Here is a 15,442-nt window from a genome sequence, read left to right on the forward strand (position 1 = left end):
CATTTTTTACCATAAACACAAAAAGCGGCAACCCGACTCCGGGTTACCGCCTTTGGAACTTACTAATATACTAATTTGTCATCCGTTTATTGTCAAGTTTATTTTACTCTCATCTCGTTTATTACTTTTATATATTTTGCAAAGCATGCTATTCCAAATATAACCGTAAATATTCCATAGACAAAAATACTTACTACCCAATCATGATTTGCAAAGAAATAAAATGCCCCTAAACTTACTACGATATAAAAATATCTTGGCATCCAATCCTTAACTTTCAATTTAAAATGCTTTATAAATTTTCTATCTGTAATTAAATACCATACTATAAATGACGCAAGACTTGCTAACGCAATGTACCATGAATCATTAAACACAATCAATGCTATTACATCAAACGCAAAGCCTATGGTAATTGCCATAATGTTGTTAGCAGTGTATTCCTTTATCATCTTAAGTACTTTAAAATAATTTCCACATACCAACATTATTAAAATTCTGAATACTATAGTTCCAAACAAAATTGCGACTATAGGAATGCTATCATTATATTTAGGTATCCATAATTGTATGATAAATTTTGCTGCAAAAAATGCCGCCATTGCTGCTGCTGAAACAACAGATACCACATCACTAAGCATCGTATAATATAATCCATATTTATTTTCATCCGCTCTAACAAGATATGGATATACAAGATTTGTAACAACCGTTACCATTGTAAATACAAGACTTACTATTGAAACCGCAAACTGATACATTGAAAATGTATATTTAGGCATAAACTGTTGTACAAATATACTGTCTATTCCTAAAATAATAATTCCAACAAACTCACTAAGCATCAGGAAAAAACCTGTTTTTATTAATCCACCAACTTCGGATAACTGAACTTTTCCTGATTTTGCAAGTATAATTTCTTTATTTTGATATATAGACAAACTCATACATACAAAATTCATTATTGTTGTGAATATTAAAATACTTAAATATGTGTACAGATGAAATGCTATAATACATCCTACTGCTACAACATTTAAAACATTCTGAGTTATTGTAAGATAACTGTCTATAACAAATCTCTTTGTAAATTGATTTATAGATGAAAAGAACCATTTAATATTAATCAACGGAATATTAACTATTACAAAAAGATATGCAATTCTTTGATCTATATCATTTCCACCACTTGCAAATATAACAAATGCTAACAACGCCAATGCAGAAATTATATGAATTACTATCAGGCTTTTAAAAAATGCTTTAAACTTACTGTATGGAATATCTTCATAATCATATTTTCCATACTTAATATATATTCCGTTTACAAGTCCAAAATGAAAGAACCCCGCATACGCTATATATAAATTATAAATCTGATAATTTGCATAACTATCAACACTAATATTCTTTGGCAAAATAAATCCCATGAACAGCCCGACTAAAATAGTCAGACCGTTACTTAAGCATACCATTATTATATTTTTTGTAGCTGAACTTACTTTATTATTCATTACTAATTATTCCTTTTACCATTCTACGGACATAAGTCAATAAAATTATTTTTTGTATTTATACGAGTATAAGTCAATAAAATCATTTCTTGTATAATTCAACAAATACTTTTTTCATATCATTATAACAGACAGATTTCAAAAGGCAACATACCCATCCTTGTTTCATACTTTATTAACATTATTGTAGTTGTTTCAACAAAGTTATTATTCTTTCTTTTGTTTTTTTCCCTTTAATGTTAACAACTACACAAACAATTACTAATATTGCAGTAGCTATGGCACACATAATAATATTGTCCAATTGTTTCTGATATATTGACCATGATAATCTTGCAATTATTAATATCGCTGCTACCGCTACTAATGTTGTCAAATAAAATCCGTTTGTAAATCTTCCTTTAATTGATGTTTTATTTTCTTTAGCTTCAATTGTTCCTTTAAAAACTGCCGGTATAGCATCTTCTAACTTTCCTTCTGAATTATCAAATGTTTCAATCATTATTTTATTATCTTCAACACTGCACTTTAATGCATTTTTTTCGCATTTTCCTTTTAAAACTTTTATGAAACTGCTTTTTTCTCGATTAAATTCAAATTCCATCTTATTCCTATTCTTTCCCTCAGAAAAATCGGCTGTCAAAAACAGAAATTATATTCTCTATTTTTGGCAGCCTTTATATGTCAATATTAATCTATCTTAATTTACACCATTTTGTGTAATTTTACAACAGCATTTTTCATACTGTTATCTGCTACATTTGAATAACAAATCATCCCATCTTCTGTCAACTTCCTTCTGGAATTCTTCAATCAGGTGTTCATTTTCAGGTTTAAACAAATGTTTAAATCTTCCCTGTGTTCTTAAAAATTCTTCAATTGGAAGTCTCTTCTTTGGTTCATAATTCAAAATCCATTTGCCATCAATCACTTCAAATAATGGCCAGTAATTAGTTTCTACACCTAACTTACATATTTCCATTATTTCGTCAGCTTTATATTTCCATCCTGTAGGACATGGTGACATAACATTTAAAAATGCTGGTCCATCTGTATAGATAGCTTTTTCAGCCTTAACATGCATATCTTTAAATCCCTGAAGTAAAGTTGTCTGTGCAACGTATGGAATGTCATGTGCTGCAAGTATTGCTGCTAAATCTTTTCTATACTGTGCTTTACCTTTACATTTTGGTCCAACAGGTGTTGTTGTTGTATCCGCATACATTGGAGTTGCTGATGAACGCTGTGTACCGGTATTCATATATGCTCCATTATCGTAGCATACATACGTCATATTTGTTCCTCTTTCCATTGCTCCTGAAAGAGACTGGATACCGATATCATATGTACCACCATCACCACCAAATGTAATGAATTTATAATCTTCTTTTAATTTACCTTTTTTCTTTAAAGCCTTATATGCACCTTCAACACCACTCATTGTCGAACTTGCGTTTTCAAATGCACTATGTATATAACTGTCTTCCCATGCTACATATGGATACATAAATGACGATACATTTAAACATCCTGTTGCACATGAAATAACTGCCTTATCACCTTCATGAAGTCCTCTAAGAACGTTTCTTGCTGTTATAGTAGCTCCACAACCTGCACACATTCTATGACCGGGAGCAAATCTTTCAGGCTTATTCATTGTTTCTTTAAAATTGTAACCCATTTATTTTGCCTCCTTATCTCTTAATCCCATGTATCTGTAAACGTCACCTGTTTCTCCTGTTACTGCGATGTCTTTTAATGTATCATATACATTAATCATGTCATCAACTGTAACATCACGTCCACCAATACCATACATGATATCAATTGTAAGAGCTGTACATCTTGCTGTGTACATTGCCTGCATTGTCTCTGCTCCTAATGGGCCTCCATTTGTTGAAAAGCTTTCAGATCTGTCCATTATTGCTACAGCCTTACATTTTTTAAGTGAAGCTGCAATTTCTTCTCCAGGGAAAGGTCTGAATGATCTTACTTTTATAAGACCTACCTTTTCACCATTTTCTCTCATATGGTCGATTGCTTCCTTTGTTGTTCCTGCAGCTGAACCTATAATAACAACTGCATATTCAGCATCTTCCATTCTATATTCTTCAATAAGACCGTATTTACGTCCTGATATTTTTTCAAATTCTTCTGCAATATCTTTAATTACCTGCTTTGCATTTTCCATTGCATGAGCCTGTGCTTTTCTTGATTCCATATAGTAATCAGTGATGGCATATGGTCCTACTGCATATGTTTCATTTGGATTGAGCAAATAATCTTCCGGCTCATATTCTCCAACGAAATTCTTTACTACATCATCATCAAGTAATTCCATATTCATTACGGCATGACTTGTAATAAATCCATCCTGGCAAATCATAATTGGTAACATAACATCCTTATGTTCTGCAATTCTGTAAGCCATAACCATATTGTCATATGCTTCCTGATTTGTTTCAGCATATAACTGAATCCAACCTGAATCTCTTGCTCCCATTGTATCTGAATGATCACAGTTAATGTTAAGAGGGCCTGTAAGAGCTCTACAAACTGCTGCTAATACGACAGGTACTCTATGAGATGCTGCAACACCTAATACTTCCCACATAAATGCGAGTCCTGCAGATGATGTTGCTGTCAATGCTCTCGCTCCTGCTGCTGATGCACCAATTGCTGCTGACATTGAACTATGTTCACTTTCAACTGTAATAAATTCTGTATCAACTAATCCATTTGATACATAATTTGCAAAATACTGTGGAATTTCAGTTGATGGTGTGATCGGAAACATTGGAAATACATCCGGATTAATCTGTCTTAAAGCATTTGCAACTGCTTCATTTCCTGACATCTGTACTTTCTTAGGCATTCTTCTTCACCTCCATCTTTATTGCTCCAAATGGACATGCTTTAACACAAATTCCACATCCTTTACAATGATCATAATCTATTGCACATCTCTTGTAATCTTTTACCGGAATTGCGCTATCCGGGCAACAAGGTACGCATAATAAACACTGTTTGCATTTTTCTTCATCTATAACAGGTGCTACATTTGTCCAGTCACCTGTTACAAACTGCTTTGTTGTTCCGCAACCTACAACTGTGTTACCTCTTGTAACATCCTGCCATGCTACATCAGTTCCTAACTTTGTTATATCTGTCTTTGCCATTTATTTAACCTCCCTTAAAGCTACCTTAAGAGCTTGCATATTTCCTTCAATTACTTCAGGTTTTCTTGCAAATTTATGCTTGAATGAACCTTCCATCTCATTCAAGAATGTTTCATCATCGATTACTCCTGTAACCTTTACTATAGCTGCAAGCATTGGTGTATTAGGGAAATTTTTACCAAGAGTTTCCATTGAAATCTTTCTGGCATCAACTGTGTAAACTTTTCCTTTATATCCTTTTAACAGTGGTAATATTTCTTCCTTACTTTTTGCAGTATTAATTAGAATTGCTCCATCTTCTTTAAGACCTGCTGTAACATCGACAATCTCTAATAAAGTTTCATCAACTACAACTACAAATTCCGGATCATAAATATTCGAATGAACTCGAATTTCTGAATCACTTATTCTGTCGTAAGCAGTAATTGGCGCACCCATTCTTTCAGGACCATATTCAGGGAAACCCTGAGCATATTTACCTGTTTTAAACGCCACTTCTGCTAAAAGCAAAGCTGCTGTTTTGGCACCTTGTCCTCCACGTCCGTGCCATCTGATTTCAAGCGTATCTTTCATCTTTTTTCTTTCCTTTTCATAAATTGTTCTTTATGCATTTATGTGTTATCTGGATTGAATTAATAAATTCGAAAGCACTTTAACTAACTGCATATAAAGAGTATTATAAGCAAATTACACATTATTTTCAATAGTTAACGCTTTAATATGTTAAACTGTTAATTAATTTAATAGTTGGCAATGCCAAACCTGAACCGTATGAAGTAAGAATCTGTCTTTGTCCCACATATGTTACAGCTCCCCCTGAATAATTTACTACATGAGAAATTCCAGGATTTCCTGTAAGCATTACAGAACAAATCTTCTAAAATAGGATCTGATAAACCTGATTCCTGATTATTTACATAAGATGTTACTTTGTAATAATAATCTGTTGCTGTATTGTCGGTATATTTAGTTCTCTTTTTTATCAAAAAATAGCATTAATGTTAATTGCTTAAAATCTTTCATATAGTAATTCAGTAAAAATAATATTTTTAATTGCTTAGAATTTTGTACATAATCAGCACACAAAAAATGCCCTACAGATTGTTTCAAACTAAAAGTTCTTTCAATCTATAAGGCACCATTTTTATATATTATATTATTTTTTTCTCACATCACATGTACATTTAATCTTTACTTTTTAAATTTATCTTTTTCTTTATTTTTATCATAAATCAATCTTGCACAATATACAAAAGGTGTATCAGCAAGGCTTGTTACAATAAATATCACATAACTGGAAATTACAATTTTTATTATTGTTGATGTTGAATGTATTCCCCAAAATGCACCAAGTGAAAATAATAGATTATTTAAGAACTGTGATACAAGTGTTGAACCATTGTTTCTAATCCATAAATATTTTCTTTCATTACCAAACTTCTTTTTAGTAAATTCCCACCATTTATGATATGCCCACACATCAAATTGCTGTACTATGGCATATACAATCATACTTGTAAGCATTAATCTTGGTGTATTTGAAAAAATTGTCTTCATTGCAGGCATCGCAAAATCGCTTTCTGCAGGGATATACTGAAGCCACCACTGCGACAAAATTATAAAAGCAATTGATGTAGATATACCCAAATATACCGCAAGTTTAGCATCTTTTTTTCCATATATTTCACTTATTATATCCGTTATTAAAAATGTAGAAGCAAATAACACATTTCCTAATGTCATTTCCATTCCAAATGCATTAATAACTATTAAAACTTCGATATTAGCGCCTATTGTTGCAATTATTGTAAATGTATATAATCCCTGTTTTCCAAAAATTCTATACAATACAAGCGTCATTCCATAAATTACAATTATTGAACCTATTAATAAAATTTCATTTAACATTTATTCTCTCCAACTCCAAAATCTGTATTTTCTAATAGAATATCCACTTTATCATTATCTTTAAATCGTGGATATACTTTTGTTCTAAATTGCTCAATAACCATTTTATCAGGCTTTATCGGCATTTTATTTTCTGTCATAATATTTACATATACACGTTTAAAATGCTTTAAGCCCATTTCTATATCCCAAATCATAGATTCGGCTGTTTGTCCTTCTATTCCTTGAAGCAAATTAATTTCATCAAAATATTCAGCTATTATTTTCGGATTTTTTTCATCTATTCCTTTAACAAGATAATTTTCTCTAAAGTCATAATCAAAAGTTTCTAATCCGAGTCTAATTACAGGTTCTACTCCCAAATCCATAAATTCCTTTTTAAATTCTTTAACTTCATCTTTATGAATCCAATGACATTCAAAATGAATTTTTTTTATTTTTTTATTTACGCAAATATCCTTAATCATTTTAATTGTATTTCCATCTAGATCTACAAAACTTCCTGAATTTATTACTTCAAGTTCACCAAACATTCCTGTCACTTTTTCAAGTTCAGCTTTATTTATTTTATAATTAAATTCTTTGTCAGGGCTTGAGTCTAAATGATAATCACAAAATCTGCATTTACGCCATTTACACCCATTTCCAACAAGCATTACTATTTCTCTTGGACATTTACCTTTAATAATTGAATATCTTACAGGATTAAAACCTTCTACCATAATTAATTGCTCCTTTATCAAACAGCACTTTATAATATACTTATTTAAACTATAATCACCACTCGTACAGCAGATGTTTTATAGTTCGTAACGAAAAAAAGAGCACACTAAGGCGCTCTTTTTTTCATAAATTAAATCCTTAGTTTTGTTTATAGACAGGATGGTTACGAACTGTCTTTTATATTATCAAATGCAAGTATATTGCTTTTGATTTTTTTATTCTTCTGTATCTTCGCTAACCGCAACAACGTCTTCTGATGTAATTTCTTCATCTTCTGAGAATGATAAAACATCATCATCGTTTATTGCATTTGCAATATTGTCATCAGTATCTAATTTTACAGAACGGTATCTCTTCATACCTGTACCTGCAGGGATTAATTTACCAATGATTACGTTTTCCTTAAGACCTACAAGTGGATCAACCTTACCATTAATAGCTGCTTCTGTAAGAACTCTTGTTGTTTCCTGGAATGAAGCTGCTGATAAGAATGAATTTGTAGCAAGGCTGGCCTTTGTGATACCAAGCATTACCTGAGTACCTGTTGGAACTTCTTTTCCTTCTTCCTGCAAACGTTCTACTGTTTCATTGAAATCAAGAACGTCAACTGATGTACCTGGAAGGAATTCTGAATCTCCTGCTGTGTCAACCTTAATCTTCTTAAGCATCTGACGTACAATTACTTCAACGTGCTTATCATTAATTTCTACACCCTGTAAGCGGTAAACTCTCTGTACTTCACGAATCATATAATCCTGAACTGCACGAAGTCCCTTAATCTTTAAGAGATCGTGTGGGTTTATACTACCTTCTGTAAGTTCGTCACCTGCTTCAAGGATTGCACCGTCAAGAATCTTAATTCTTGAACCGTAAGGAATCAAATATGTCTTTGATTCGCCTGTTTCATCATTAGTAATAACAATTTCACGTTTCTTTTTATTTTCTTTAATTTCAGCTCTTCCACCAAATTCAGCAATAATAGCAAGACCCTTTGGCTTTCTAGCTTCAAATAATTCTTCTACTCTAGGAAGACCCTGTGTAATATCATCTCCAGCGATACCACCTGAGTGGAATGTTCTCATTGTAAGCTGTGTACCAGGTTCACCGATTGACTGAGCAGCAATAATACCAACTGCTTCACCAACCTGTACTGACTGACCTGTAGCCATGTTAGCACCGTAACACTTAGAACATACACCTACATGTGATTTACATGTAAGAATTGTACGAATCTTAACCTTGTCTACACCTGTAGCTACAACCTTTGCTGCACGCTTTGGTGTAATCATGTGGTTTGCTTTTACAATGATATTTCCTTCTGTATCATAAATTGTTTCTGCAGAATATCTTCCTGTAATTCTTTCTTCAAGACTTTCAATTACTTCACCGCCGTCTGTGAAAGCTTCGATTTCCATAAATGGAATTGCCTTTCCTTCACAACAGTCAACATCACGAATAATTAAATCCTGTGATACATCAACAAGACGTCTTGTTAAGTATCCTGAATCGGCTGTTCTTAACGCTGTATCTGCCATACCTTTTCTAGCACCATGAGCTGAAATGAAGTATTCCAAAACGTCAAGACCTTCACGGAAGTTTGACTTAATAGGCAACTCGATAGTTCTACCTGATGTATCGGCCATCAAACCACGCATACCGGCAAGCTGTTTAATCTGCTTATCAGAACCACGGGCACCAGAGTCAGCCATCATAAAGATGTTATTATATTTATCAAGTCCTGTAAGAAGGGCTTTTGTAATTTCATCATCGGCTTTCTGCCATGTTGTAATTACTTCTTTGTATCTTTCTTCATCTGTTAAGAAACCACGACGATAGTTCTTTGTAATCTTTTCTACAGTTTCTTCAGCATCATCTAAAATCTGCTGTTTAGCTGCAGGTACTGTCATATCAGAAATTGAAACTGTCATGGCAGCTCTTGTTGAGAACTTATACCCCATAGCCTTGATATCATCTAAAACTTCAGCAGTCTTTGTTGCGCCATGGTTATTGATTACTTTTTCAAGAATCTGTTTCAACTGTTTCTTTCCTACGTGGAATCCAACTTCTAATTTAAGGAAGTCTTCATCTGTTTCTCTCTTAACAAATCCCAAATCCTGTGGAAGGATTTCATTAAATATTAAACGTCCAAGAGTCGCATCAACAACACCTGTAATTTCCTTACCTTCATTGTTGTATACAGTTCTCTTTACACGAATCTTCTGGTGAAGAGTAATTTCTCCATTTTCATATGCGAGAATTGCCTGATTTTCATTGCTAAAGCTACGTCCTAAAACGTCAATAGTTTTACAAATTACAACTCTGTCATCTGCATGGAATTTAATCATTGAATCAACATCAATTTTTCCATCATTTAATTCTTTTCTGATACTGTCTTCATCTTCGTAAACTTTTGCCTTTTCTAATGTCTTAACAAGTTTCTCATCATCTGAATAATCAACATATTTATCCATTGTCAAATAATAAATACCAAGTACCATATCCTGTGAAGGAACTGCTACAGGTGCACCATCTGATGGTTTTAATAAGTTGTTTGGTGACAATAATAAGAATCTACATTCTGCCTGTGCTTCTACTGACAATGGAAGATGCACGGCCATCTGGTCACCATCGAAGTCGGCATTATAAGCTGTACATACAAGTGGATGAAGCTTAATAGCTCTACCTTCAACTAAAACAGGTTCAAATGCCTGAATACCAAGTCTGTGAAGTGTAGGGGCACGGTTAAGCATAACTGGATGTTCTTTAATTACATCCTCTAATACATCCCATACTTCTGTCTGTAATCTTTCTACCATCTTCTTAGCACTCTTAATATTGTGTGCTGTTCCATTTGCCACTAATTCTTTCATAACAAATGGTTTGAACAATTCAATAGCCATCTCTTTTGGAAGACCGCACTGATAAATCTTAAGTTCCGGTCCTACAACGATAACTGAACGTCCTGAATAGTCAACACGCTTACCAAGTAAGTTCTGACGGAAACGTCCCTGCTTACCTTTAAGCATGTCTGATAATGACTTAAGAGCTCTGTTTCCAGGACCAGTTACAGGTCTTCCTCTTCTACCATTATCGATTAACGCGTCTACAGCTTCCTGAAGCATTCTCTTTTCGTTTCTAACAATGATTTCCGGAGCGCCTAATTCAAGAAGTCTCTTAAGACGGTTATTTCTATTTATGATTCTTCTGTATAAATCATTTAAATCTGATGTAGCAAATCTACCACCATCTAACTGTACCATAGGTCTTAAGTCAGGTGGAATTACAGGTACTACATCAAGAATCATCCATTCAGGTTTGTTTCCTGAACTTCTGAAAGCTTCCATAACTTCAAGTCTTTTAACAATCTTAGTCTTTTTCTGACCTGTTGCTTCAAATAACTCTGCTTTAAGTTCTTCAGCTTCTTTATCCAAATCTATAGCTGCAAGTAATTCTTTAATAGCTTCAGCACCCATGCCTACTCTGAATTTTCCTGCATATTCTTCATAAGCTTCTCTGAATTCTTTTTCAGATAAAACCTGCTTGTACTCAAGATTTGTATCCATTGGATCAAGTACAATGTACGATGCGAAGTACAATACTTTTTCCAATACCTTTGGTGATATATCAAGGATTAATCCCATTCTTGATGGGATACCCTTGAAGTACCAAATGTGTGATACAGGAGCTGCAAGTTCAACTCTACCCATACGCTCTCTACGAACGCTGGCTTTAGTTACTTCAACACCACATCTGTCACAAATGACACCTTTATATCTGATTTTCTTATATTTTCCACAATGACATTCCCAGTCTTTGCTAGGTCCAAAGATTTTTTCACAAAACAATCCGTCCTTCTCAGGCTTTAAAGTTCTGTAGTTAATTGTCTCTGGTTTTGTCACTTCACCCTTTGACCATTCTCTGATCTTTTCCGGTGATGCAAGACCGATTTTAATCTTGTCAAATGCCACCTGTTCACTAATGTTGTTATCTGTCATGATCAAATCTCCCTTCTACTACTCGTTGTCGTCACTAGAAACATCTTCTGATGCGCCAACTGCCTGAAGTTCTTCGTTAACGAATTCCTGTGTTGTATAACCAGCTTTTTCAAAATCATTGGCATTTTCTTTATTTGAATTAAAGTTTCTATCGTTGTTAATAATTGCATTTATGTTTGTTTCACCATAATCAATGCTTTCCTTTAATTCTACTTCTTCGTCATTTTCATCTAATACCTTAACATCTAAGGCAAGTGACTGAAGTTCCTTCAAAAGAACCTTAAATGACTCTGGAATTCCAGGCTGTGGAATATTCTCACCTTTAATAATTGCTTCATATGTCTTAACACGTCCAACAACATCATCAGACTTAACCGTTAAGATTTCCTGAAGAGTATATGATGCGCCATAAGCTTCAAGCGCCCAAACTTCCATTTCACCAAATCTCTGTCCACCGAACTGAGCTTTACCACCAAGTGGCTGCTGAGTAACAAGTGAGTAAGGACCTGTTGAACGTGCATGAATCTTATCATCAACCAAGTGATGGAGTTTAAGGTAATGCATGAATCCGATTGTAACCGGGCTATCAAAATATTCACCTGTTCTACCATCTCTTAATCTTACCTTACCATTTCTTGAAATTGGTACACCCTTCCACTCTTCTCTGTGGTCAAGATGTTCCTCAAGGTAAGACATTACATCTTCACGTAATGTATCATTATATTTTTCTTTGAAATCTCCCCATTCCATATTAGCATAATCATTAGCTAATTCGAGAGTATCCATAATATCATTTTCATCCGCGCCATCAAATACCGGAGTAGCAATGTTAAATCCTAATACCTTAGCAGCTAAACTAAAGTGGATTTCAAGCACCTGTCCAATATTCATACGAGAAGGTACACCCAATGGGTTAAGTACGATATCAAGTGGTCTTCCGTTTGGAAGGAATGGCATATCTTCAACTGGTAATACTCGTGAAACTACACCCTTATTACCATGACGTCCGGCCATCTTATCACCAACTGAAATCTTTCTCTTCTGTGCGATGTAAATACGAACTGATTCGTTTACACCAGGAGCTAATTCATCTCCATTTTCTCTCTTAAATACTTTAGCATCTACAACGATACCTGAAGTACCATGTGGCACTTTAAGTGATGTGTCTCTTACTTCTCTTGCCTTTTCACCAAAGATAGCTCTTAAAAGTCTTTCTTCAGGTGTAAGTTCTGTTTCACCCTTTGGTGTAACCTTTCCAACAAGAATATCTCCGGCACGAACTTCAGCACCAATTCTGATGATACCTCTTTCATCCAAGTCTTTACGTGCTTCATCACCTACACCCGGAACATCATTTGTGATTTCTTCAGGTCCAAGTTTTGTATCTCTTGCATCTGTTTCGTATTCTTCTATATGAATTGATGTATAAACATCATCCTGTACTAATCTTTCGCTAAGTAAAACAGCATCTTCGTAGTTATAACCTTCCCATGTCATGAAACCAATTAATGGGTTCTTTCCAAGTGCGATTTCACCATTAGATGTTGATGCACCATCGGCAATAACTTCTCCCGCTTCCACATGATCACCCTTAAATACGATTGTTCTGTGGTTATAGCAGTTACCCTGGTTACTTCTCTGGAATTTCAAAAGATGATATGTTTCCTTTTCTCCATTATCATCATACTTAATAGTAATTTCCTTTGAAGTAGCTCTTTCAACTACACCGGCACGTTTAGCGACAACACATACACCTGAGTCAACAGCTGCTTTTGCTTCCATACCTGTACCGATTACAGGAGCTTCTGTTGTCATAAGTGGAACAGCCTGACGCTGCATGTTAGATCCCATCAACGCACGGTTAGCATCATCGTTCTGCAAGAACGGAATCATTGATGTAGCAACAGAGAATACCATTCTAGGAGAAACGTCCATAAGATCAATTCTCTTCTTAGGGAACTGAGATGTTTCTTCTCTGTAACGACCTGATACGTTGTTATGGATAAAGTATCCATTTTCATCAAGTGGTTCATTAGCCTGTGCTACTGTATAATTATCCTCTTCATCAGCTGTAAGATATACAACTTCATCTGTTACTCTTGGGTTTGATGGATCTGACTTATCAACTCTTCTATAAGGAGCTTCTACAAATCCATATTCATTAATTCTTGCATAAGTTGCAAATGAGTTAATCAAACCGATGTTAGGACCTTCAGGTGTTTCAATAGGACACATTCTACCATAATGAGTATAATGTACGTCTCGAACTTCGAATCCGGCACGGTCTCTTGAAAGACCACCAGGTCCTAACGCTGAAAGACGTCTCTTATGTGTCAACTCACCCAGTGGGTTATTCTGATCCATAAACTGTGATAACTGAGAACTTCCGAAGAATTCCTTCACAGCTGCTGTTACTGGTTTTATATTAATTAAAGTCTGAGGTGAAATTCCTTCAAGATCCTGTGTTGTCATTCTTTCACGAACAACTCTTTCCATTCTTGAAAGACCTATTCTGTACTGGTTCTGAAGCAATTCGCCTACGGCTCTGATACGTCTGTTTCCTAAATGGTCAATATCATCAGCTGTACCAATACCGCATTCGATATTCATGCAGTAATTGATAGATGCTAAAATATCTTCCTTTGTAATATGCTTAGGAATCAATTCATGTATTCTTCTTGAAATTGCATCCTTAAGATCTTCTTCTGTATCATTTTCCTGAAGTATTTCTTCAAGAACCGGATAAAATACTGCTTCATTAACGCCTAAATCAGTGCAATCAAAATCAACGTAGCTATTAATATCTACCATCATATTAGAAAGAACTTTTTCATTTCTAATTTCAGTCTGAATCCAAACTGCTGGTACTGCTGCGTTCTGAATCTTAATTGCCATTTCTTCTGTTACTCGGTCACCTGCGCTTGCAAGTACTTCACCTGTTGTAGCATCTACTACATCTTCAGCGAGTACATGACCTTTGATTCTGTTCTTTAATGCAAGCTTCTTGTTGAATTTATAACGTCCAACTTTAGCCAAATCATATCTTCTTGAATCAAAGAACATACCTGTAATTAATGATTCTGCGCTATCTACACTTAAAGGTTCACCTGGGCGAATCTTCTTATAGAGTTCTAAAAGACCATCCTGATATCCTTCTGATGGATCTTTTTCAAAACTTGCGAGAAGTTTAGGTTCTTCGCCAAACAAGTCAATAATTTCTGCATTTGTACCTATTCCTAAAGCTCTAATAAGAACTGTTACAGGCACTTTTCTTGTTCTGTCCACACGAACGCTAAATATATCATTTGAATCTGTTTCGTATTCTAACCATGCACCTCTGTTAGGAATTACAGTTGATGTAAAGATTTCTTTACCAACTTTATCATGACTTACACCATAATAAATTCCAGGAGAACGTACTAACTGACTGACAATTACACGTTCTGCACCGTTAATTACGAATGTACCGGTTTCTGTCATTAAAGGCAAATCACCCATAAATATATCATGTTCAGTAAATTCACCTGTTTCCTTGTTATGAAGTCTAACCTTTACTTTTAAAGGAGCTGCATATGTTGCATCTCTTTCTTTACATTCCTCAATCGTATACTTCTTATCTTCAACACATAACTTGAAGTCAACGAACTCAAGGCTTAAGTTCTGGCTGTAGTCTTCAATAGGAGAGATATCATCTAACGCTTCTTTTAGTCCATCACTAAGGAACCATTCATAAGAATTTCTCTGTACCTCAATAAGATTTGGCATATCCAAAACTTCTTTTTGTCTAGAATAACTCATACGAAGGCTTCTACCTGATTTCACAGGACGGATTCTCTTTTTCTCCATCGACATTTCACCCCTTGTCTATAATTTGTCTTTTTGTTCATTCAATAGGGCGCAAATTACCCCTATTTTCACAATAAAGCACTCTACACTTTAGCATAAACTCATCTATATGTCAACGACTTTTTTGATGTTTTTACCATTTTTTAATTTTATTGCAGAATTACACACGATATATATAAGAGATTACCCCAATGCTAGACAAAGAGCCGTTCCTCTAATTGATTTCCTTCGTAAATCAATTAGCACACGGCATTCGCTGTTTTTTCTAAAAGCTCGT

General features: G+C 34.5%; 11 protein-coding genes. All 11 read right to left on the reverse strand.

Annotated features, from left to right (window positions below; all coding sequences use genetic code 11):
- Positions 1 to 98 precede the first annotated feature (98 nt).
- The 11 genes from DWX29_RS04980 to DWX29_RS05025 all read right to left on the reverse strand — a co-directional run bounded on the left by DWX29_RS04980 (position 99) and on the right by DWX29_RS05025 (position 15,165).
- Positions 99 to 1,514, reverse strand: a complete 1,416-nt coding sequence (locus DWX29_RS04980; protein ID WP_118565300.1) for a hypothetical protein — start codon at positions 1,512 to 1,514, stop codon at positions 99 to 101.
- Between the two features lie 181 nt (positions 1,515 to 1,695).
- Entirely contained in the window at positions 1,696 to 2,118 is a 423-nt protein-coding gene (locus DWX29_RS04985) for a hypothetical protein (RefSeq protein WP_022089859.1), read from the reverse strand.
- A gap of 144 nt (positions 2,119 to 2,262) precedes the next feature.
- Entirely contained in the window at positions 2,263 to 3,195 is a 933-nt protein-coding gene (locus DWX29_RS04990; protein WP_117908870.1) for a thiamine pyrophosphate-dependent enzyme, read from the reverse strand.
- Positions 3,196 to 4,389 carry a pyruvate flavodoxin/ferredoxin oxidoreductase thiamine diP-binding domain protein gene (gene porA, locus DWX29_RS04995; protein WP_022089861.1) on the reverse strand — a complete coding sequence of 398 codons (1,194 nt, stop codon included), beginning with the start codon at positions 4,387 to 4,389 and terminating at the stop codon, positions 3,196 to 3,198.
- Positions 4,382 to 4,693, reverse strand: coding sequence for a 4Fe-4S binding protein (locus DWX29_RS05000; protein WP_022089862.1), 312 nt, complete (start codon positions 4,691 to 4,693; stop codon positions 4,382 to 4,384). The genes porA and DWX29_RS05000 overlap by 8 nt, the downstream gene beginning before the upstream one ends.
- Entirely contained in the window at positions 4,694 to 5,266 is a 573-nt protein-coding gene (locus DWX29_RS05005) for a 2-oxoacid:acceptor oxidoreductase family protein (protein WP_022089863.1), read from the reverse strand.
- 142 nt (positions 5,267 to 5,408) lie between these two features.
- Positions 5,409 to 5,555: a hypothetical protein gene (locus DWX29_RS12650; RefSeq protein ID WP_158574504.1), complete on the reverse strand. Its 147-nt coding sequence runs from the start codon at positions 5,553 to 5,555 to the stop codon at positions 5,409 to 5,411.
- Positions 5,556 to 5,884: 329 nt separating this feature from the next.
- A complete protein-coding gene (locus tag DWX29_RS05010; protein ID WP_022089864.1) occupies positions 5,885 to 6,601 on the reverse strand; it encodes a queuosine precursor transporter in 717 nt (238 codons plus the stop codon).
- Positions 6,595 to 7,323 carry a radical SAM domain protein gene (locus DWX29_RS05015; RefSeq protein ID WP_022089865.1) on the reverse strand — a complete coding sequence of 243 codons (729 nt, stop codon included), beginning with the start codon at positions 7,321 to 7,323 and terminating at the stop codon, positions 6,595 to 6,597. Before DWX29_RS05015 ends, DWX29_RS05010 begins: the two co-directional genes overlap by 7 nt.
- Positions 7,324 to 7,539: 216 nt before the next feature.
- Entirely contained in the window at positions 7,540 to 11,319 is a 3,780-nt protein-coding gene (gene rpoC / locus DWX29_RS05020) for a DNA-directed RNA polymerase subunit beta' (RefSeq protein ID WP_118565301.1), read from the reverse strand.
- A gap of 18 nt (positions 11,320 to 11,337) precedes the next feature.
- Positions 11,338 to 15,165, reverse strand: a complete 3,828-nt coding sequence (locus DWX29_RS05025) for a DNA-directed RNA polymerase subunit beta (RefSeq protein WP_117908864.1) — start codon at positions 15,163 to 15,165, stop codon at positions 11,338 to 11,340.
- Positions 15,166 to 15,442 lie beyond the last annotated feature (277 nt).

Origin of the sequence: Eubacterium sp. AF19-12LB, assembly GCF_003479125.1 — a bacterium.
Classification (GTDB): Bacteria; Bacillota; Clostridia; order Lachnospirales; family Lachnospiraceae; genus Eubacterium_U; species Eubacterium_U album.